Origin of the sequence: Mucilaginibacter ximonensis (assembly GCF_042686265.1) — a bacterium.
Classification (GTDB): Bacteria; Bacteroidota; Bacteroidia; order Sphingobacteriales; family Sphingobacteriaceae; genus Mucilaginibacter; species Mucilaginibacter ximonensis.
On sequence record NZ_JBHUPD010000004.1, the window covers coordinates 1 to 24,020 of the forward strand.

The following is a 24,020-nucleotide window of genomic DNA, read 5'->3' on the forward strand; positions in this document are numbered from 1 at the left end:
CGTAAATTTTATGCTTTTACTGTAATTATATCGTATTTATTTCAATCCCAATTATAAAACCATTGCTATAAGCTTGCTTTTTACAAAAAAAATTAAATCGGCAGTGCCTTCAATTATGATATTCCCTCCTGCGCGCCGCTTAGTAATTTATGTTATTAGCGCTGTGAATATTAATACATTTTTCATGGTTTCGACTCAAAAATTGATGTCAGCATTTTATCCATATCCTCTTCTGTACCGCCATAACTATCACCATAGCGGCCTATGATCTTTCCATTGGGGTCAATTAATATCTTTGTCGGGATAGATGCTATTCCGTATTGCTGGTCTAAATCCTCCGGGTTTTTTACACCCTTCATGATCATGTCCATATTAAGGCCCCGTAATATATTATGCCATATACCCACACCATCTTTAACTACTGCAGCATTCCATACATCAAGCTTTCTGTCATCATCTGCTATACCTATCACATCAAGCCCTTTGCCTTTATATTTTTTATAAAGCTCAATCATATGCGGGTTGCTTTTTCTGCAAGGAACGCACCAGCTTGCCCAAAAGTCAAGTATTACATATTTACCTTTAAAATCAGCTAACGAAAGTTTTTTCCCGTTGATATCTGTCTTGGTAAATAGCGGAGCAACAGCGCCCGGTGAACCAGCTTCTATCTGTTTAATGTGGTCATCAATATCTTTGCCTCCAGCCGTAGCTTTCATTTCAGCATTAAATGCGTTGTAGATATGTTTAGCCGAATCAAGGCTCATGTTTGAAGTATAGTACCTCATCATATCCAAAGTTACATAAGAGTTTGGATGATCAAGAAAAAACTGATAAGTGGCTTTTTTTATCCTTGCGTTAAAAGGTTCAAACTCATCATGAATAGCGGCTGCTATATACTTCAGCGAATCTAACGTAGCTTCAGGCTTTTTAGCTTTTTCAGCGGCGATATAAGCCTCATTCGCTTTTTGATATTTTAATTCAAGCGGCTTCTCTTCCTCACGAATAGATTGAGTCTTTCTGTTCAGTACTTCATATTCGCCTTGTGTTTTTGAACCTGTAATTACTAAGGTTTTTACATTTATCGGATCGCCTTTAATGGTAATAACAGCCGGCTCGATATAAAATTCTCGCATACGTTCCTGTTGCTGTTGATATGGGATCACTTCGCCCTTTTTCTTAAAAATAATACGCGCGCTGACAGCGTTAGGCACGTTACCTGTAATAGTAAACTGATTGCCTTTAATGGCTACAGTCTGATGCATATACTTCTGGCCAGCGCCCTCATAATAAAGTGTTGCCGAGTCTGCCTTATCACCTGTTATTGTGCCTTTTATGACAAATGGCTTTGCCCCTGGTGCGGTTTGTGCAAGGCCGTGCTGTAACAACCCCAGCACCATAGCAGTACATAATATTGTTCTTATTTTCATGATTTTAATAATTATATCTGTAATAATTTATTGTCTTTATTTATTAAAAATTGATGCCAGCATTTTATCCATATCGTCATCTGTTCCGCCTAAATTGTCGCCATACCGGCCAATTATTTTACCCTGGGGGTCAATTAATATTTTAGTTGGTAGTGTGCGTACACCGTAACTTCCATTAATATCATTTTTACTGCCGGCCGACCCGGTAAGAACATGGTGCCAAATGCCTATATTATCCTGCAATACAGCCGTTTTCCAGGCTGTATCGTTTTTTCCATCATCAGAAATACTGATAACATCAAATCCTTTACTTTTATAGGTGTTGTATAATTCAATCATGTGCGGATTACCTTTTCTGCAAGGCACACACCAGCTTGCCCAAAAATCAACCATAATATACTTGCCTTTAAAATCTGCAAGCGCTAATGGTTTACCATTAATATCATCAGTTTTAAAGTTTGCAGCGATGGTGCCCGGCGTGCCCAGGCCCGATTCAATTTTTTCAATCTCTTTTTTTAGCTTTTTACCGTAGTTACTTTGTTTGAGCGCCGAGTTATAATTGTTATAAACCTGTTTAATAGAATCAAGCCCCATTACATCTATTAAGGAAGGAATGCTGTATAATATTTTATATGCAGTTACATATGAATTATGATGCGTTAAAAAAAACCGGTATTCTGCTACTTTTTCCTTGTCTTCGCAAGCGGCATACTTTACGTGTGTTTCGGCAATTTTTGTTTTGTTTTTTTCTTTAAGATATTGATCAAACAGCGCTGCCAATTCATCTTGCTGCTGATGAATAGGACTGGTTACCTTTTCAAGGGCGAGATATTCATCTTCGGTTTTTGACCCGGCTAATACCAGGTTAGCCAGATTAACAGGATCGCCTTTAAGTGATAACACACCTGCTTCAAGAAAAATTTCTTTATTAATTTCCCAATAACCTTTTTTAGATGTTATACCCGGTTTGTATTTAAAATGTATTATGGCGCCTGTTGGCTGCTTAAGTGTACCCTTTAAAATAAACTTTCCATTAAACACTTTTGCCGAAGCGCTTTGATATTTACCGGTATCGCTCAAATAATTAATAAATACAGAATCGGCCTTATCAACATAAACACCCCCCTTTATAATAAACGACCGGCCAGCGTTTATTTTTTGAGCAAAAGAATACTGTAAAGTAAAAACCAACACAACTACGCATACAATCTTAATTGCTTTCATAGATTTAAAAGTTAAAACAGTTACGATATTAAGGAAAGATTAAACCGGCAAGCCGGATATATCCGACTTACCGGTTTAACATATTTAACTGCCGAAAACTTCTTTCAGCTTGGCATCAATTTTGGCTTCATCGCCGCTGTAAACCAGTATCTTTCCATCCTTATCTAACAGCACATAAAAAGGGATAAAGGTGGTCATGTATAAGCTGCCAACTTTTGCGGGCATATTCTTTACCGGGAACTCGTCGTCAACCTGGTTCCATGGCATTTTTTCTTCGTCCATGGCTTTGATCCAGTCTTTCCACTTGTTATCATCAGAAACGCTCAGGATATCAAAGCCCTTGTCATGGTATTTTTGGTAAACTGATTTCCAGTGAGGGATAGCCTGTCGACATGGATGGCACCAGCTGGCCCAGAAATCTATCATCACATATTTTCCGCGGAGCGATGACAAGGAAAGCTTGGTGCTATCGCGCTTTAGCAAAGTAAAATCAGGAGCGACCTCGCCAGGTTGCACAGCTTTAAGCATAGTACGCGATTTATCTAAACTTGCATAATAGGTTGATGCCTTTGCCTCGCCGGTAAACTTGTTTAACATACTGTCAAGTGTACCATAACGCATGGTACCCTTAACAAACATGTACAACTGGCTGAACATATAAATACCCGCTACAGACGACGGATCTTTGTCTACATATTCATCGATCTTCTTTTTCTGCCAGGCCTGCAATAATTTTTGCACCGAGTCCATTTGGTCCCTCACCTTATATTCGGCATCAACATCTTTACCTGCAGCTTTGAACTTTTTATCCAGTTGGGCAAATACAGGTTCATATTGCTTCTGTCCCGGATCATTTTGATACTTCATCCAATCATCATAGTTTTTTGAACCGGTTTCGGTGTAGTTCTTTATAACCGCACCTTTGCCCATACCATAAGCAGTGTAATCATAATGCGCAGAGCCGGTAGTATCAGCAGTAAGGGTGATGGGTGCATTTTCAACAAACGCGCTAAAGCTCCAACCACCTGGCTCAACCATAACCGTCACCATTTTTGGCGTACCGATATCGCCCTTCAGTTCAAACTTACCATCGGTAACTTTGCCACTATCAATAGTTTTTAATGTACGGTCGTCATCATTCTGATAAACCAATTTTACGGTCCCGGATGTTACACCCTTTATTGATCCGCTTATTACATACTGCTTATTCTCTGCTTGCTTACACTGCGTAAACGACGCCATGATAACAGAAGCTATCACGCAAATCATAACATACTTTTTCATACCTATAATTTTTCAGACAGGAGATCCTGCGGTTTAAGGGTTTTGTATAACGTTGCCGTTTGTGGTTATTTCACTATTTGGTATCGGTAAGATCAGTTGGTTTACCGACTTAGCAGCGGTTTGAATCTTTGAGATCGCATCGATATTCGGCTGCCCGTTTGTAATTCCAAGCCGGCGCAACGCAAACCAGTCCTGACCAGCTTCGGCAAAAAAGTTTTTAATTTCTTCTTTCACTACCAATTCTTGTAAAGCCGTAGCTGTGGTAGCCGCGTCAATAGCCGAAAAGTCGGTAATACCCGCGTGGCCTTCTATAGTTTTTAACAAATCTTTTGCAGTTGCCAGGTCCCCGCCAGATAAAGTGATCGCTTCGGCCTCAAGCAGATATGCTTCTGTTAACCTGAATGCATAGCATGTTTCAGAAAGTGGAGTTTGACTTGGGTTGGCGGTATCGCCCGAATAATATTTGGTAATTTCATTAAGGCTGCCATAATAGCCGCCATAAACAGTACCTCCCTGATCATCGCGATATAGCCATTGGTTACGAGGATCATTAGCCAATAAGTTAACGAAACCGCTGGAAGCCGGATATTGGCCATAATACTGATTAGTCTGGTATTTCCAGGTTTCTGTGGCAAAAGGCTGTACACCTAAAATTACTTCAGTACTTGTAAAGCCTTTAGTAAGGAACAGGTCTTTTAAGTTAGCTTCGAGTGAAAAACCGCCATTGGCAATAACATCCTTGGTGAGGCTTATCACCTTTGCATAATCGCCGCTGGCGCCACGATTAATTAATACACGCGCCTCTAATATTTTGGCTGCTGAGGCATTTGCATAATAGGCTTTTGTATTAGTTTTTGGCAAATCAGGGATAGCAGCCTCAAGGTCGGCCAATATTGACGTGTAGGTTTGCGCTACAGTGGAGCGCGGTAAAGTAATATTTGTAGAAGTTACAAACTCGTCACGCAAAATTATGCCGTATTTACTTGCCGGGTCATAATACTGTCCGAAATAAAGCAATAAATGAGCATCGCCAAAAGCGCGCAGGAATTTTGCCTCGGCTATCATTTGCTTTTTTGTTGCAGACGGGATAGTTGTTACCGGAGCTACGTTTTTAAGGAAACCGTTAGCCGCGTTTACCAGCTGGTAACCATAATTCCACATGTCAGATGCAACCACGCTTTTAGGATCAGCACCAAGGGAATACACTCTATCGTCGCCACTTGAATTAGATAGTGAGCCGGCAAATTCTGATGGGTAAATTTCATTTATGTCGCTCCATTTTACCGACGGGATTTGGTTATAATCAACTCCGGCATTAGCAAAACGGTAATAAACACCGTTTAACACCGTAGATGCGCTTTTAGCATCAACTATAACATTGCCATCAACTTCTGAAGTTGTGGGGTATACATTTAACTGCTTTTTGCACGACCATAAAAATGCGATGGCTAAAACTGCAAAAATGTATTTAAGATCTTTATGTTTCATTTTACTAGTTATTAAGATGGTAAATACTAAAAACCGGCTTTTAAGCCTACTGAAAATGACCTGATAGTTGGATAATTACTTACGTCAAAGTAACCGCCCTGCACACTGTATGGATCATCTGACGTTTCAGGATCATTACCAGGGTATTTGGTGATAGTAAACACATTGGTAGCTGATGCAAACACCGTAATATTATTAAAGCCGGCCTTCTTCATCCATGGCTTTTTATTAAAGTGATAGTTAAAGGTTAGCGTACGCAGTTTTAAGTAAGATGAGTTAAACAAATCCTGTTGTGTTTTATAATAAAACCCATTGTCATTATTTAATACTAAACGTGGCTGATTGGTGTTTGTATTGGTTGGCGTATATCTGTTAAGCATAGATACGTTAGCATTTGACGACCCAACAAACTCAACGCTTGATACGTGATCGCCCCATAATAATTTACCGCCTTCTGAAAACGTAAAGTAAAATTGCAGATCGAAGTTTTTATAGGTGAAACCCTGGGTGATACCGCCATAATATTTAGGTGCTGCATTACCAATAATGGTATTAAAGTTAGGGTAATGATAACCACCGCCCTCATCCTCTAACTGGTACATCGGGTCGCCTATTGACAGGTATGGAAAATATGCAGCATAACCGCCTAATGCTTTCTTATAAGCATCAAGTTGCGCCTGGTTTTTAATAACACCGGTCATGGTAATACCTGTAATTAACCCTAGCGGTTTGCCTTGTATAAGCGTTGTATTACCGTATTCCATACCGGTAAGGTCGCCTATTTGAGTAAGGTCAGCTTCTGAGCTTAATTTGGTTACCACAGAATTATTCCAGGTAACGTTAAAGCCTGCGTTCCATTTAAAGTTAGGCGTACGGATAATGTCTCCATCTACAGATATCTCAACACCTGTATTTTTAATACCAACAGCATTACTTAGCAATGAACCATATGAACTGCTTGGTGCAACAGGCAATGACAACAGGTCGCCACTGGTTTGCCTGTTGTAATAATCAAAAGTTGCAGTCAAGCGGCTATTAAATAACGATATATCCAAACCACCGTCGGCTTCTTTCGTAGTTTCCCATTTGATATCTTTATTACCTAATTGTGTTGGTACCAACGCGCTTACGCCGCCGTATGACAACGGACTATAAAGCGTGCGGTACATTTGGTCGCCAATGCTTTGCGTACCGGTTAAACCGTAACTACCGCGTATTTTAATATCATCTATCCACTTAACGTTTTTCAGGAATTCCTCCTGTGATATGCGCCAGGCCGCAGCACCTGAGGGAAAATAACTGAATTTATTGCCCGGGCCTAGTTTTGATGACCCGTCCGTACGACCGGTAAAGGTTAACAGGTATTTATCCATCAGACTGTAGTTTGCCCTTAAATAAAATGACAGCAAATAGCTTTGCGGTGCAGATGGGTCGTCACCCCTAACTAACAATGGCGATACAGCTGATGAAAGACTGGTTAACACATTATCATTAGGGTAACCCGTGGCCGTAGCGCTAAAAAAGCTGGTTTTACGGGTCTCGTATGATTGCCCTGCCAATACATTAAGTGTGTTATTTTGATCGAGTTTTTTGTTATAGCTTAAGGTATTTTCAAATATCCAGTTGGTTAAGCGGCTGTTTGAGTTACTGCCTATACCACCATCATTAGCAACACTACCGTAAAAGCTGCCAATTTGTATAAAGCTTGGTGTAAAGTTACGCTGGTTGTAAGCTTGCGAGTTAAGGGATAATGAAGTTTTAAATTGCAGATCCTTTGTAATATCATATATGCCCGATATAGTTCCAAGCAAACTAAATGTTTTGGCATTGTTAGTAGCCTTGAGCAAAGCAACCGGATTTTGGAAACCCAGATATGAATAGCCGACATTTGAAAAATCTGTCAGGTTACCATTCAAATCATATGGTGCATAGTCAGGCCTGGCTTTAAGCGCCTGATCAAACGCACCATCACCTATATTCTGATTTACATAACCTAATATCAGGTTGGTAATAACCCTGAACTTCGGGCCAATTTCATTTTCCAGATTGATCTTTCCTGATATACGGTGATAGTCTGTATTCTTAACCACACCTGGTGTTGAGTTATAAGATATAGAGCTGAAATATTTTGATGAATTACCACCACCTTGTATAGCAACCTCTACATTGTTTGAAACCGTATTGCGGGTTACTTCTTTTATCCAGTCAGTATTTGCTGTACCAAAAAATGATGAAGGATTATTTAATATAGCTGTTGTATTTGCAGGGAAAGTTGTTTTACCTGCTGCTACGCGCGAATCCTTGTCATTTTGTGCAGCTTCGGTAATTAACATCCTGTATTGCTGCGCATTTAAAACTGTAGGTGTTATAGGCGTGCTTACTGTGTTGTAATAGCTTGCAGTAATTACCGGCTTCATATCTTTTTTACCTTTTTTAGTGGTAATAATTACTACGCCATTAGCCGCCTTTGAGCCGTATATAGCCGTAGACGACGCATCTTTCAATATAGTGATAGACTCAATATCGTCAATATTTAAACCTCCCAGACTGTTTAGGCCATTAACAAATGACGTTGACAAACCGGTGCTTACGCCTCCGTACCCTGTAACGTCATTACCAACAGGGCTGCTGACGTCATAACCAGGAGCCTGGAAATTACTTGATACCTGTACCGGGATACCGTCAATTACATACAATGGGTCATTACCACCCAAAATTGAACTTGAGCCACGTACTCTGATACGTACGGCCCCGCCCGGCGAGCCATCACTTTTAGTAACCTGTACACCGGCGGCTTTACCGGCTAAAGCGTTATCGATTGTAGCAAACGGCACATCCTGAATGTCACCAACATTTACGGTAGACACAGCTCCGGTAAGATCCTTTCTTTGGGTTGAACCATACGCTACCACCACAACGTCCTGTAAGCCGGCAACATCTTTTTCCATCTGTACGGTAACTATACTGCTTTTAATAAAAACTTCCTGTGTTTTATAACCTACATAGGTAAACACCAGTATGTCCCCGTCTTTTAAATTTCTGAAAGTAAAAGCACCCCGATCATCTGTTGATGTCACGTTATTTGTGCCTTTAACTCGTACAGAAACACCTGCAAGGGGGCCATTTCCGTCATGTACAGTGCCAAATACATCTTTTGGCGGGGTTAGCATAGTAGTCAGCCTTTCCAGTAATGAGGACTCTTTTTTCTTTAAAACAACATTGTTTTCAATCACTTTAAAGCTTATGGGCAGGTCTTTAAAACATATTGAAAGCGCCTGGTCTAACGATACATTATTTACCTTGATGCTCACCCTGGCATCCTGCACATCGTTGATATCATAAAAGAATGAATAGCCTGTTTGGTTTTTGATAGACTTTAAAACCTTAGATAAGGGCGCGTTATTTTCATTCAAATTTATCTGACTGTAGCTTTTGGCACTTACCTGTACCAAAAATGCGAATAATAGAAAGGTGGTTATCTTCATCGCCAGTATTACTTTAGGGGGTAGCCATCCGCCAAAGGGGCGAACTGTTTTTATAAAAGCATTTAATTTCATTACTTTTGCAAAGTTTGGGTTAATACACTAAATAGTTGTCCAAATTATTTTCCGGCCCGATGCACACCGAGGCGGAGGGTTAACCTGAATATTTTCCGCAGGAGTAGGTCCAAGTACTTCTGCGGTTTTTTATTCCGGCCACCAATAAGCGCTGATTCTTTACTGTTGTAAGTTTTTCTTCATACCTTTCTTTTTTAGGGGGTTGATGATTTGCGTTGATTAATTGTTATTGCGTTATGATAATTTTTCTTCCGTCTACCTTAAAATTCACATCTGCATAATTGAGCAGTTCTAATGCTTTTAAAAGGCTCAAATTCCTGTGTATTTCACCAGAAAAAAGCCTTTTATTTGTGTTGCCATCAAATTCTGCTTCGACATTATACCATCTTGCAAACTGGCGCATAACAGTTTTCAGGTCGGCATTTTCAAATTGAAAAAAACCGTTTTTCCAGGCTACAGCTTCTTCGGTGTTAGCATTTTTTACAATACTTATCTGAGGGTAGCTGCCACTGCCTTTACCAATTTGTGATTGTTGCCCGGGCGCTAACAAAGCAGTATTGTTGCCTGCTAATATCCTCACACTACCTTCAAGTAAGGTTGTTTTAACCACATTTTCATCATCGTAAGCATTGATGTTGAAGTGAGTACCTAAAACTTCGACTGTCTGGTTGTGAGTAATTACATGAAATGGCATTGCTTTATTATGAGCAACCTCAAAATAAGCCTCGCCGGTTAGTGACACTGTACGATACTTGCCCGAAAACGCTGCCGGGAAACGTATGGAGGAATTTGCATTGAGGCACACTGTACTGTTATCAGACAGTACAACAACAAACTGCCCGCCGCGCGGAGTAGTTATAGTGTTGTAACCTGTATCACTATTAGCCGCAACATTTTTAATTTGGTATACCAGTTGCCCACTACTTGCTTTATGAATTTGTATCCCGCCCTGCTGCGCTAAAAAACCGCTTTTTGCATTATTTAAAATAATTTGCCTGCCATTAGCTAACATCAATACCGCCCTGTTACTACCAGGAGCCACGTCATTATTGGAGACAAGATTTACCTTCTTGTATTTGTTAAAGGTTAAAATACCCGCCAGAAAAAATAGCAACACAACGGCGGCCAATTTTAGCCAATAATAAAATTTGTTTGGCTTTGGTGCAGGCTGCTGCTGGGGTGAAGATATTTTTTCTTTAATGTTATCACGGATCTGATTCTTAAGAAAATCTATTTCATGATCATTCAACAATTCAGTAACATCAGGTTCGCTGTCAAATAAATTATAGTACGCAGCCAGGTAAGCTTCCTCCTGTTCAGTAGTTTCACCCAGGCGATGTTTCTTTAAAATGGCTAAAAATTGCTTCTTTTCCACAAGCGGTTTGGTTTGCTTTTATATACATGACAGCCCAAACCAAAAAAGTCCCACGCATTTTTTACTTTATTTCATTTTTTAGTTTATGGAGCGCTTTAGCATCAATATGTCGCATTACCGCACCGGCGCAAATCATAATTAGTAATTAATGCAAAAAACCTAAAGGCAGGCTCTATATAATTTCACTTAAAAATCAACAAAGATTTAGTTTGTAAGATTGTAAATACCTATTGAGATTTTAAGCCGCTTTGGCTATAAATATTGGCAGGCTATTGTCTATTAGTTTATAAAGCAAGAAACTATGAGAAGACGAATAATTATTGGCCGATGAGTATAATTATTGATAGTAATAATAAAGAAGCTCTTAATTGGGCTACCGCCTTGCCTAATTGGTTTTGAACAGTTTTACGCGATATGGATAACACATCGGCAATCTCGCTGGTTGACATATCTTGCTGGTAACGCATGCGAAAAATATGTTGCTGAGAGGTGGTTAAAGTATTAATCAGCGCCTCGCAAGCCGCTTCAAAATCTTTTCTGATCAAGTCGGCATCGGTCTGGTCGCGTGATGATTTAAGTTGAAGCATCAACTCAGGCACTGGTACAAACCTGCGCTCTTTCTCCATACAATTGTAGACTTTGTTCCTGGTAGCAATGTGTAAATAAGCAGGGAGGTTATCAATCCGGCTTTCTTCCCGTTTTAGCCAAAGCTGTAAAAATATATCCTGTGTAATATCTTTTGCTTGGTCTGGGTCTTGAAGACGCTTAAAAGCTGCTGAATAAACGCTTTTCCAATGCTTATCATAAAGCGCGTCAAAAGCTTCAATGCTTCCCTCTTTTAATTTTAAAAGAAGGAGTTTATCCTGAATTCTTTCGTCATCGCTTTTAAACATTAGATCAGTTATGTTTAAATCAAATTTAATAAAAATGAAACATTAAACTAAATTTAATATCACATTCATAATTTTTTATCATTCCTGTTTGCTAATCCTTAAAAAATTACGAAAAAAAAACCGAATAATCCCGGTATGAAACATAGCGCACAATCTTAGTTTTTATATATTATTTGAAATCGGAAATAAATTTCAAATCAACTGATATAATACGCTCCCAGTATAACAGATCAATACAAATTGTAAACTTGTATAAGTACCAAGTTTCATTGTTAGCGTGACCAGTTCCACATCATTTTTATAAAAATCATTATTACAGATATTTATAACAACGTTTTTTTCAATAACCGAAAATTTTATGGAATTTATATTAAAAATTATTTCTATTTACAGAAGGCAACTGCCTATTTTGAGATAATCACTTTAATTTCTCTATACTAATTATTGGTGCAGCGGTCCAACAGACCATGCAGGGGCCATAAGGTCAACCAAGAGCAGGCTAGTGTAAACTGGCGAACAGGCAGTAATCGCGGATGGTTTTAAGCAATGATTGTGGGCATTATTAACATAGCACTGCCATTTATCCTTTCCCGGGCGTTTCCGGTAAATTGGATAGATAGACCTTAAATCTGCTTCGATTTAATCTTTAAATCATTATAAAGTAATTCAAATAACATCGGTGCACCATACGAGATATTAAAGCATAAAACACCCCGGTGCCGATTTCGAGGGTAAAAATTAGTCTAGCTGATCATAGAAAAAGCCTCTCTAAAATCAATTAGAGAGGCTTTCTACTTTTAGATGAACTACAAATAAACGCTCCGATAGTGCAGGAAAGATAAACCCTAAAATCGGTTCGACAGGGATCTTGCTGACTATTGTTAAATTTAATCATCGTCGTCTTTGAAGTGCGGGTCTGCTTTTAGGCCCAAAGCTTTCAGACCTTTGCCATGCGGACCGAAATATTGTTTAGGGAAAGGCACATCGCCATGCACTGTTGACCATAAATATTCGCTGAATAATAACGCATCCTTGTCATTGAGGTCAGGTTTAGAAAAATCCATCCTCGCCGTTAATGGCGCTAATCGTAACGTTGTTTTACTGGTCATTTTTTTCTTTGGCGGGTTCATTTCATTAATGGCAATAGCCGGTGTCAAAAAGCTGTAACCCGTATAATCAGGATTTTCCTGAAAACACTCGGTCATTAAAGGGGCCATAGCCACCATTTGGTTCATAGGCTGAACGCCAAAGATCTGGCAGATGGTATGGAGAACCGACGATTGGTTATAAAACTTGCTTATTAGCGCGTGGCGCTTTGCATAAGGGCTTGCTACAAAACATACCGACCGATGGCCGTCTACGTGGTCTGTTCCGCTTTGCGGATCATCCTCGTTCACAAAAATTGCCATGTCCTTCCAAAATGAGCTTTTAGAAAGCGCATCTATTACCCTGCCTGTAGCCTCGTCGTTATCAGCCACATAAGCGCGAGGTGTAGGTAGGTTTTCACCGTAACCACTGGTATGGTCATTGGGCAAATAAATGATGGTAAAATCAGGAAAACTACCTTTTGCTTCATATTCTTTTAAGGCCTTCACAAATACATCGGCTCTAATCTGATCCGGTATTGTTAAGTTCCACCCGGGGAAACGCAAATCGCTGTAACTTTCCAAACTTTTAATCGGATAGGCGCACTTGTACCATATGGAGTCTGTTTGGGCTTTCCATCCGTTATATAAGTCGGTCCATGATTTTCCTTTCGTTACATCTGCCAGGTCAAACTCGCCAAAGTTCCGAAAGGAAATTCCCTTGCGCAGCAGATGATTCCAGATAAAACCGCAACCGGCAAAACACAGTGGGTCTGTACCGAAATCATAGGCGCAACGCCCGCTCGAAAAATCCTTTTCGTGGTAAGGGGTAGATATGCCCTCTGTGGCCCATTGATGGCCGTCACTGGAGTTAACGCCGTTGCAATAATAATTATCTAACAAAACAAATTCTTCGGCAAGACGGTGTGCGTTGGGCGTTACCTTTCTTGAATATTCCACCAGCGTAGAATCACAATTACCTTTTCCGATATCCCCAAGCTCCTGGTCAAATTTTTTGTTTTCCCTGATAATATAAACAACGTGTTTAATAGCTGAAGGCTCCCCCACCTTTGCCGGCACCGGTTTTGATTTGGCATTAAGATTACCTTCAGACTGTGCGCGCAACATTTCTATAAAATGAAATCCCTTTTTTGCATTGGCAGTATAGGCGTCCAACTGTGCTTTACTGGTGGGCAGCATTACCTTTTGTAAAGAACCTTGTTTCAATGGGGTGACATTACCAATAAAGAGATCATGAGCTGTTACACATACCGCACCGGGGAAACCGCCACCAGCTATAAAACCATACGGGCCTTTCTGTGGCTGTTTAGGGTTGATAAGGGCGATGGCATTATTACCAGCATTAGCTGCATATAACACCTTTCCATCGGGACTAAATGCCAAGCCTGTGGTCAGGCTGCCGTAAGGCAGCAATGGATCAGGTTTGGTATTGATTGTTTGTACTACCTTAAAGCTTTTAACATCTACTATACTAATACCGTCACCGCTATCATCGCTTACGTAAAGCAAGTTACCGTCGGGCGATAAAGCCATAGACTCAGGATAGATACGGGTTTTAATGTCATGGACTACTTTTCTTGTCTGAATATCAATTACCGTAACAGAACCTCGTAAGGCAACTGAACGCTCATCTACGGCAACTTTTGTTCCCGCTGACATTTCAGTTTCGTCTCCGCTTTTGGCGTCAGGACCACCAAAATTGCTAACGAAGGCATATCTCTTATCTCTGCTGATCACGACGGCATAAGGACAAACTCCAACCGGTATTTTGGCTATTACTTTTCTCTTATCAATAGCCACAACGGCAATTTGGTTAGGGATGGCTAATGCAACGTAAGCGGTTTGGTCGTCCACCAATCCAATTCCCAACGGTGTGGTTGTTTTCTTGTTGACTGATAAATCAATCTTTTGGGTTAGTTTAAATTCGCCTGACCGGCCGATCTTTCCAATATAAAGATTTCTTTGGGCGCCGGTAAAATAAACAGTTGAATCGTTGCTGCCAATAGCCAGTCCATACATAGAACCCGACTCGCCTTTTTCATAATCATACTGGTTAACCACCTTAAAGCTGTCTGCCTTGATCACAGCAATCCCACGGTTGCTTTTTGAAACCAGGAATTTACTTTGCCGGGCCAATTCTACATTCATAATACGGGTACCTTTGTCAAGGTCAAGGCTTTTCCCCGCAGGGTTAAACAGCTCGCTATTTGCAAACATTTGATTCCCCGCCGAAGCCTGGTTCCAGGCTGTGTCTACAGGAGACTTGACATCCCGCCTTTTTTCCGGAGTTTTTTTTGATTGAGCATGCAGGTCCTGATAGCCTGATAACAATACGGTTACGCAAAAACCTATAAATAGCTTGGACGATGGGACTTTCATTGCAAATGGATTAGTTTTTTTGGTGTTATACATTTTCGAAAAGGCATGCCTGTCTCCAGTCAATGTAGTCGAAATTTTTCATCTTTAAGTTAAGGTGAGCAAACTTAATAAAACCCGCCAACCTTAATTTTGCCATTGTTAGCAGTTCATACAAATTGGTAATTACTAATGTCTGGTAATTGTTCCGCTAAATCACCCCGTTTGAAGCCGTTATAACGCAAAATTTCAAATTTAAAAGCGGCTATCCATATCGGATAGCCGCTAATCGGTGATTTTTGAAGCAATTTTAATTACACTGTTAATATTGTGTAGTTTTTAAATAAACTATTACGGCTGTATTAGCCACATCATCCCGTTAATGTCATCGCCACCCGGATACTGGCGCTTAATGGCGTCGCTTACATTTTGCTGGTTCAATTGCAGTTCAGTCTGAGGATACATAAAACGCTTAGGTATCATTTTGTTATTTAATACGCCATCGCCCGAAACATCAAAAACCGGGAATCCAGTGCGGCGGTTTTCGTAAAAGGGTTGCCACCCGCTGTTCATAAAAGAGGCAATGTACTTTTGCGTAATGATTTGCTGAATATTATTTGAACCGTTTAATTGCACTGCCGGTTGAGCAATATACGTCGCAATTGTTGTAGCATCAATTGCATAAAAGCTCATGGAGGCCTGAATGCCGTTCTTATAATAGGTATTGGCATCACCGCTTATCCAACCCCGGGTCACCCCTTCTGCCAGGATAAACTGAAGTTCGGGGTAGCCTAAGGCGATACTCGGCTCATTAGTTGGGCTATTGTAAAACCGGGGGTTGATCCTTGATATTTCTCCGCTTACCTGCTGTTTTGCGTTTACATCAACCGGATCACTGCCCTTTATACCACCGTACGCAGTAAAGTCGCCATCAGGTGCCGTTGCGTGGTTTGGCGCTTTTTGAGCAAAACTAAAAAGGCGTGCATCCTTCAACTGCTGCAATAAGGTCACAAACGACTTTTCCATGTAATAAGCGGTTTGAATGCCGTTGCTGTTAAAATAAGGATAACGGTCATTATCCAGATCATAAAATTTCAGTTGAGCGTTATCTGTATTGCTTGTAAAAATGGGGTACTGCGAAGGGTTATTCACAATCTCTGCAAAACGCTGCTTAAAATCGTAAGAGGCATTGCCTGCTTTGATTGAAAGGCTCATCAACACACGCAGGGATAATGAATTGATAGCTTTTTTCCATTGCTGCATATTGCCCCCATAAACTATATCACCCTGAACAGCAGGAGTTGCAGCGGTGATCATGCTGTTGGCAGTCTTCAGGTCGTTTAAAATGGCGACATAGATATCCTGCTGTTTGTCATAAACAGGTTTAAACACATTGCTTTCGCCCATCAGCGCCTGGCTATACGGAATGTCGCCGAAGGTTTGGGTAAGCTGTAAGAAATACCATGCTCTGAAAAACTTAGCAATGGGCTGGTATTGGCTCTGATTCAACAATGCGGCAGATTGTTCCATTTTCAGCACCTGGCGCAATTTGTCATAATTGCCGTAATCGCCACGCTGCCAATTGTAATATTGGTATGAGGATGCCTCCTCTGTCACCACCATCTGCCGTACGGCCAGTGTGATATCCAAACTGGTAGATTGAAAAGCAGATTGTTCGACGTTATTCAACAGCAAATCGGGCGTTGCCGTGGTTGATTTATTAGGATCTGTTTGAAAGTCGCTAAACTTTTTGCACCCGGCCATGGTGATGGCCAGCGCTGTCAGCAACGCAAATATGGATTTTTTCATAAGAATTGGCATTAAAATTTCAAGTTAAGATTTAAACCAAAAGTGCGGGTTGACGGTGTCTGCAGATTGTCAAGGCCTGTATCAGGGTCAACATTTGGGATTTTTGCAAAAAGCAACAGATTGCGTCCAACAGCCGATACATTAAGCCCCTTAACAAACGATTTGCCCAACCACTTATTAGGCACCTGATAGGTTAGGGTAACCTCGCGCAATTTCAAAAAGGTTTGTGAATAATAGTTGTAATTGGTATTAGCCGCGTTGCTGGTGTTAGTCATGTAGTCGATATAGTTAACAGCCTTGGCGTTTGGCGCATATTTCCTGGTATCACTGGTGATGTTGCCATTAGAATCGTAGATAACTGTACCCGATGTGACAACTACGCCCTGGCCAACATAAGTAGCCTTACCTGCATTGGCCTCGTCGCGGTAATGGTTTAAGGTTCCCATATTGGTACCCCCCCACCACATTTTTTGATTCGTGGTTGAATACATCAAGCCGCCTACCTTGCCGTCAACCAATACTTTCAGCGAGAATTGCTTGTAGGTAAAAGTATTTTCCAAACCGTAAACAAAATCCGGATCGCTGTAACCCACAGAACGCTTGTATGGATCATTAACCGGTAAACCGTTGCTGCCATAAATAATCTGGCCCTGGCCGTTGGTTTGATAAACAGAAGCGTAAATCTTATCTGTTCTATCGCCCGCCTTTAAGTAGTTCAAAGTTGGCGCATTGCCATAAATGCCAGTCAGGTAGCGGTGATAGGTGCTGAAGTTTGCGGCTACATCCCACCGGAATCCCGGGATTTTAACAGGTGTACCTGTTAAAACGATCTCAATTCCTTTACGTCTGTAATCATTTCCATTTTCGAGAATAGAGCTGAAACCACTGGTGTTGGAAATCGGAACATTGGTAATATTGTTAAAATCGCTTGTCTGGTAATAGGTTGCTTCAAACCCGACGCGATTCTTAAAGAACTTAGTATCCAGGCCAACTTCCCAACTGTTGGAAGTTTGCGGGTGCACATCCGGGTTCTGGATGGCTGAACCGTAGGTAAGTGAAGGGATGTTATTCCAGCTGGAGCCTTTAGTGTAAGTTGGTAAATAACTATAGGTGTAACCTGAGCCTATTGTACCGCTGGACACCTGCGACCATGACCCTCTGACCTTCAACAAGGTAAACCAATCAGGCAGTTTAGTTAATTCAGAAACTACTACCGAAGAACCAAATGATGGATAGAAGAAATTGTTGTTTTTTACCGGGAGGGTTGAAATCCAGTCATTACGCCCGGTAGCTGTGAAATAGATTGCGTTGAGGAATTCAAGGTCTAAAACTCCATAAACACTGCTCGTACGGCGTTCTTCCAGGGCATTTGTCGCGATAACCGGGTTGGTAGAGTTGCTCAGATTATAAAAACCCGGGATAGTTAAGCCATCAGTCTCTGCGCTGCCATATTTGTCATTGCGGTAATAGTTTGATCCGCCTAACTGTGCATGTAGCTTAAATTTGTCTGTAAAGGTGTGGTTATAATCACCTATCAAATCAGATTGAATATCGAAGTAACTGTCGTTAGTCACCGTAAAATTACCCCTCGATTTATCACCATAACCGATGTAGCTTTTCGGCTCATTATAGGTTCTGTTCAACCCATAACTATTGATACCGTTTCTAAACTGAATGCTGAATGCCGGGCTAACCTTATATGTCAGGTTTAATGATCCAAAAGTATTGTTCTTATCGTACCCCTGTAAATATTGATAGGCCTGAAAATAAGGATTGTTATAATAAGAAGTATTGTAATTTTTCTGCTGAATGCCGACCTGGCCGGGAGCCCAGTAATCTTTAAGATCCCTAACACTAACATCAGCACCGGTCCACAACTCCAGATTGTACAGGTAATTCGTCGGGCCATAACCAACGGCAGGAAAATTCTTGGTATACTCCTTATTATAGCTCAGTCTGCCATCCATAGTCAGATTTTCCGAGAGATTATAGTTGCCGGAAATGCTAAAAGACGAATTGTTCAAATTGGTGTTAGGTACGATACCAGACTGGTAAATATTAGCAGCCGAAGCGCGGAATGATCCTTTATCTGAACTTTGCGTAATACTGATACTGTTAGAGGAAATAACGCCGGTCCTGAAAAAGTCTGGTACGTTATCTTTACCGCGTGAAATCCAGGGAAGCGGTATGCGCTTGCCCGTATTTGGGTCAATCGGGCTGTTATATTGCGGCAACTCAACAAACCCACTTTTAGTAGAAGGGTCTTTCTGATCCAGTTTAGGCCCCCAGATCCAGCCACCGCCTTCCGGGCCGCCGCCCGAGCCATCGACGTAACTGTATTGACCTTTAAAACCGTCACCATATTCAGTTTGCACTTTAGGAATCCTGATAAAGCTTGGCTGAATTTCCATTGTCGAATTGATATCAACCACTAAGTTCTTGCCCTTGCCGCGCTTAGTTGTAATCATTATTGCACCGTTTTGCCCGATTGAACCATACAGAGCAGAGGCATTGGCGCCCTTCAGGATAGACATGCTTTCAATATCATCTGCGTTGATTTTCCAGATATCGGCTGACTGATCAGGAATACCGTCAATAACAATAAGCGGGGTTACGCCACGCAACGTGATTTTAGGATCTTGAAACAGGTCGGTTGAGCTTTGAACGTTAAGGCCGGCGACACGACCGGTAAGGCTCGAAAAGACGTTAGGTTCGCGCGCTTTCACCAAATCTTCCCCTTTAACTTCCTGAACGGCGTAACCCAATTTGGCTTTTTCTTTTTTAATACCTAATGCTGTTACCACCACTTCAGAAAGACCTTTTGCATCTTCTTCTAAGATAATTTGATATACTTTACTTCCTGTTACAGCAACCTCTTTGGTTTTAAAGCCTATGAAAGTAATAACCAATACGTCGCCAGATTTTGCTTTAATAGAGAAATCGCCATTCTGATCGGTAGTTGTTCCGCTGTTCGTTCCTTTCACAAGGATGGATACGCCTGGCAAGGCAACATTTTTTTGATCAGCAATATGTCCTTTGATCACTTCGGCAGGTGCTTCCTTATCGTCTGCAGTTATGTTTGAGGTACTGATAACGGGTTTGTTAGCCGTTAGTACCGGGTGGAGATTTCCTGCAAAAGCGGTATTTACACACAGGTTAATGAGCGCGAAACCGACAAATAATGTTTTGCAAATGCGAGGAAATTCAAAACTTGAGTTAATATTTTTTTGCATATATTAGCAATTCGTTGTTTAAATACTTTGTGATTAATGACGATTTTTAACCGGCATCTTGTCCATGCCGGTTAAGCTTTTCCCCGATGGCCTTGACCGGATAAAACCTTTATATTTTGCTCTTCTTTTGAGGTATTGAATAATTTTAATTAAAGTTTAAAACAGTTTATACTATAGCTGCTGATCAAGCAGCATCATCCCGGCATATTTGTTTGTTCGGTCGCACAGTACCGCCGTGTTATGTTGCCGGTTTATTTCTTTTCCATTTATCCGTGTATATGCCGTATACCGCAATAAATCCCCAAAGGATATTGATGAAGGCCGACGCGAAAGAACGGTCTATATAAGCATTACACCCCAGCAGAAAACCTCCAAGCAGATTGCAAACATGGTATGCATACGAGGTTGATTTCCACTTTTTGGCAATAAGCAATAAGTATGAAACTAAAAAAAGCAGCACGCCGAGCCAGCCTATAGCTTCGTTGACCAAGCTGTTGTGAAACGGATTCATTATGATTGGATACTAACTGTATAAAACATTCCCGGCGCTTTCAAAATCATTCAAAATAACTGATCGAATATTAAGCCCTTGTAAAGGGAAAATTAAATAAATTGAATATTCAGTAAATTTATCTTTACGTTATTTTTTCAATGTTTTTGAATTAGCTTTGAGAAATTTATGGGTAGAAAAAGTTTAAAAGAAGATCAGCAAAAGAAGATCATCGAAGCATTTTATAACATCGCTATAAGCGAAGGGATTGAAAATATCTCCTTTGGAAAAGTAGCTAAAGAACTGGATATGCACCCGAGCCTGGTGGTCCACTACTTTTCTAACAAGGAGGAGATGCTGCTTGGTTTAATTGATTATATAATTGCAAGTTACGCGCAGATTTATCAACCGGTTGATACCAACGTTGACTCGCTGGAGAGATTAGTAGAGATATTGAACAATATATTTTCCAGAAAATGGAATACCTATATTGACGATAGTGTTTTTTACAACTGCTTTGCATTGATCTTTAGAAACCCGCAGATCAAATCGCGCTACAGAGAATTACATTTGTTACTTAGGGAATGGCTTAAGTCTATAATTCAAGAATGTGTTGACAAGAAACAGCTTTTATGTGATGACCCTGCCCTTGCTGCTGATTTAATCTTCGTGATATCAGACGGAGCTTACTATTTTCTCAGTATGGTGGACGATCCACTAGAGTTTGATCGACATTCGCAAAAATATCGAATAGAAGCATTTAAAGTTTTAGGGCTTTCACCAAATTGATTTGCACACTGCTTAATGACGTTTAAACTTCGCAATCTTGCGGAGTTTTTCTATAATGGTTCGATATTGGCACCCCAGAGCTCACGAAAGAAAGCCTAGACTAACTTCAGGCTAAAATAGTGTAATGCGAAAAATCTGTCTTAATAAATTATCATTCAGGTTTATCTAAAGCGCCTTTTACACACATATCTTTATATCAGCTGATTATTTATAGACCGTAGATGTTCTTTGAAACTATAATGCTTTATTGTAAATTAGACACCCATTAACCTAAGAAAATTTAGCTTTTCAAGCCAAATAATAAACCGTTAATTACTGGTGCTTAATTTATACGATAGAGCATACTTATCAACATGAGATTTTTTTTATCAGGGATTGTCGCAACTGTTATATTAACCTTCTACACTTTATTGCCAGCCTGCGCACAATCATACGGGTTGGGCTTTTATAGCCATGAGGTTGTTCAGGATAAACGTACGGCCCTGGAGTTAAACCTGAATAAGGTTTCTGATAAAGACAATCTCGAACTTTCCTTTGATCTATCCTTCTTACCTAATTATCCTGTTTATTTCGGTTACATTTTCCGCCTTATCGGCGACGATAAGCAAAATATCGACCTGGTCTATGACAACCAGGCTAACATTCGCCATTTTAAGATCATCGTAGGCGAACGGCTCTCAAAAATATCATTTAATATTGATGATAAATTACTATTTGAAAGATGGAATAAACTGCGATTGCTGATTGATTATAAAAACAATAAGCTTACCGTTTTTTCAGGCAATGATTCGTTTTCTGAATCGGGACTTCATCTTCAACGTAGTAAAAACTATAAGCTGCTTTTCGGAGCTAATACCTACCGCAGGTATCAAACAACCGACCTCCCGCCGATGAAGCTGCGGGATGTAAATATTATGCAGGAAGGGACCTTGCTTGCTAATTGGCCGCTAAGTGAATATGAGGGTAATGTGGCTGGTGAAACCATAAATCAAAATAACGGCACGGTAGTTAACCCGCTCTGGGTAAAAGCGCATCACCGCAACTGGCAGCTGGAAAAAGAGTTTACCGTACGGGGCGATGCGAGCTTAGCTGTTGATGCCGGCAAAGAAGAGATTTATATAATTTCGCCTGATTCGCTGTTAACTTTCGCCATAAACAACACGCCGCAGTTAAGAAGCGAGGCGTATAGCTTGGGCAAGCAATCTTTGGTGCCCGGCGACCAGGCAATATATGCCAATAACAAGCTGTATTATCTGTATGTTGACCAAAAAGCGGTTGCCACATTTGATTTGAATAGCAAAAGATGGAATAAAGCCTTTAGCAACAACGCCACTGACAATGGTCATCTTAACAAGTTCTTCAGCAAGGCCGATAGCTCGATTTACACAATTGGTGGATATGGACAACTAGTTTATAAAGACAGCGTTAAGCGGTACAACATTGCTTCAGATAAATGGCAGAATATCAAAACTACGGGCGATTTTTTCACGCCCAGATATCTCGCCGGTTTAGGAACCAATGCATCGGGTGATACTGCTTACATTATCGGCGGTTATGGAAGTTCGACAGGCCAGCAGATAGTGAGCCCCAGGAATTTGTACGACATGGTTCGGTATACGGTGAAAGACCGAACCTTTAAAAAGCTATTCGACATCAACACCCATAATAACGAAGATTTTGTTTTTGCAAATTCTATTGTCATCAGCCAAAAAGATAAATCTTATTACGGGCTTATCTTCCCCCAACATAAATTTAACTCTCGTTTGCAGCTTATTCATGGCTCGTTGAGCAATGGCACATATACCTTAGTTGGCGACACGATCTCTTATAAATTTAACGACGTCCACTCATTTGCCGACCTGTATTATATCCCCAAAAGCGGCAGATTTTTTGCCGTAACGCTATTTAGAGAGGCCGAACAGACCCGCATCAAAATATATTCGTTGCTTAGTCCACCTGAGCCTTTAGCCGGCAATTCAAAAATTGCGGCTCACAGCTTCTATTGGCTAATAGCAGGAGCTTTAGTTGTACTGATGATTTTCCTGATTATTTATAGCCGTAATAAAAAGCCTGCAGCTTACTTACAGACAAAAAGGCCTTATCAACCCCTATCGCCTGCTGCTAACCAACAAGACCCGCATGAACTGAATGCGGACGATGACCAAGCCAGGCTTATGCATAAAAACACCATATTTTTATTTGGCGATCTTCAATTATTTACTCCTGACGGCAACGAGATAACTAAATATTTTACGCCGCTGCTTAAGGAACTCTTCCTGCTGATTGTTTTATATTCGATTAAACTGGACAGGGGCATAAGTTCAGAAAAGTTAAATGAAATACTGTGGTTCGATAAATCAGAAAAAAGTGCGCGTAATAACCGCTCTGTAAACATCGCGAAGCTGAAGTTGCTGCTTGATAAAATGGAACATTGCCACCTGTCAAAAGATACGGGCAACTGGAAAATTGAGATCGACTACAGCAAAATAATGGTCGATTATCATAATTACCTAAGCATCGTCTCCAACAAAAACAAGCTGAGCAAAGAAAAGATCATTCAGCTTACACATATCACGCAGCGCGGCAACTTTTTGTCAAACGCTGAATATGAGTGGCTGGACGGATTTAAATCAGAGATATCCAACGAAATTATTGATACCTGCATTCAATTTGCCAATAGTGTGCCGATAGCTGAAGACCCGGAGTTTTTAATCACAGTGGCTAACAGCATCTTTTATTTTGATCCGGTTAACGAGGAAGCTATGATCATTAAATGTAAGGCATTGTCGCAAATTGGTAAGCACTCCCTCGCTAAAAATACTTTCGAGACCTTTAGCCGCGAATATAAAACCATTTACGGTGAAGCCTTTAACCGCGACTTTCATTCAATCCTGGAATAGTTGAAAATCCTCATCTTCTAAAACAGAAAACGGGCGCGATCAATCTGACCGGCCCGTTGTTGTTTGGACGACGCTTTAGAAGAGATATTG

General features: G+C 40.6%; 13 protein-coding genes. 2 read left to right on the forward strand and 11 right to left on the reverse strand.

All coding sequences use genetic code 11. The features are described from left to right. Positions 1-182: 182 nt before the first annotated feature. The 11 genes from ACFS5N_RS17225 to ACFS5N_RS17275 form a co-directional block, all read right to left on the reverse strand. A complete protein-coding gene (locus tag ACFS5N_RS17225; protein WP_377188501.1) occupies positions 183-1,427 on the reverse strand; it encodes a redoxin domain-containing protein in 1,245 nt (414 codons plus the stop codon). Between the two features lie 36 nt (positions 1,428-1,463). After that, positions 1,464-2,651 (reverse strand): redoxin domain-containing protein, encoded by a 1,188-nt coding sequence (locus ACFS5N_RS17230; protein ID WP_377188504.1) that lies wholly within the window; start codon positions 2,649-2,651, stop codon positions 1,464-1,466. 84 nt (positions 2,652-2,735) lie between these two features. Beyond that, complete coding sequence (locus ACFS5N_RS17235) at positions 2,736-3,935, reverse strand: redoxin domain-containing protein (RefSeq protein ID WP_377188507.1); 1,200 nt, start codon at positions 3,933-3,935, stop codon at positions 2,736-2,738. Between the two features lie 33 nt (positions 3,936-3,968). After that, positions 3,969-5,423, reverse strand: a complete 1,455-nt coding sequence (locus ACFS5N_RS17240; RefSeq protein WP_377188510.1) for a RagB/SusD family nutrient uptake outer membrane protein — start codon at positions 5,421-5,423, stop codon at positions 3,969-3,971. A 26-nt stretch (positions 5,424-5,449) separates the two neighbouring features. Beyond that, positions 5,450-8,980, reverse strand: a complete 3,531-nt coding sequence (locus ACFS5N_RS17245; RefSeq protein ID WP_377188513.1) for a SusC/RagA family TonB-linked outer membrane protein — start codon at positions 8,978-8,980, stop codon at positions 5,450-5,452. A gap of 226 nt (positions 8,981-9,206) precedes the next feature. Then, positions 9,207-10,355: a FecR family protein gene (locus ACFS5N_RS17250; RefSeq protein WP_377188516.1), complete on the reverse strand. Its 1,149-nt coding sequence runs from the start codon at positions 10,353-10,355 to the stop codon at positions 9,207-9,209. A gap of 317 nt (positions 10,356-10,672) precedes the next feature. Further along, a complete protein-coding gene (locus ACFS5N_RS17255) occupies positions 10,673-11,248 on the reverse strand; it encodes an RNA polymerase sigma factor (protein WP_377188519.1) in 576 nt (191 codons plus the stop codon). A gap of 887 nt (positions 11,249-12,135) precedes the next feature. Next, positions 12,136-14,733 carry a bifunctional YncE family protein/alkaline phosphatase family protein gene (locus ACFS5N_RS17260; protein ID WP_377188521.1) on the reverse strand — a complete coding sequence of 866 codons (2,598 nt, stop codon included), beginning with the start codon at positions 14,731-14,733 and terminating at the stop codon, positions 12,136-12,138. 327 nt (positions 14,734-15,060) lie between these two features. After that, positions 15,061-16,518: a SusD/RagB family nutrient-binding outer membrane lipoprotein gene (locus tag ACFS5N_RS17265; RefSeq protein ID WP_377188524.1), complete on the reverse strand. Its 1,458-nt coding sequence runs from the start codon at positions 16,516-16,518 to the stop codon at positions 15,061-15,063. Positions 16,519-16,529: 11 nt separating this feature from the next. Continuing rightward, positions 16,530-19,751 (reverse strand): SusC/RagA family TonB-linked outer membrane protein, encoded by a 3,222-nt coding sequence (locus tag ACFS5N_RS17270; protein ID WP_377188527.1) that lies wholly within the window; start codon positions 19,749-19,751, stop codon positions 16,530-16,532. 238 nt (positions 19,752-19,989) lie between these two features. Then, positions 19,990-20,262, reverse strand: a complete 273-nt coding sequence (locus tag ACFS5N_RS17275) for a CBU_0592 family membrane protein (RefSeq protein WP_377188529.1) — start codon at positions 20,260-20,262, stop codon at positions 19,990-19,992. Between the two features lie 168 nt (positions 20,263-20,430). Between ACFS5N_RS17275 and ACFS5N_RS17280 the strand changes: the two genes are divergently transcribed. Then, a complete protein-coding gene (locus ACFS5N_RS17280; RefSeq protein WP_377188532.1) occupies positions 20,431-21,030 on the forward strand; it encodes a TetR family transcriptional regulator in 600 nt (199 codons plus the stop codon). 353 nt (positions 21,031-21,383) lie between these two features. Continuing rightward, positions 21,384-23,930 (forward strand): galactose oxidase, encoded by a 2,547-nt coding sequence (locus tag ACFS5N_RS17285; protein WP_377188535.1) that lies wholly within the window; start codon positions 21,384-21,386, stop codon positions 23,928-23,930. Positions 23,931-24,020 lie beyond the last annotated feature (90 nt).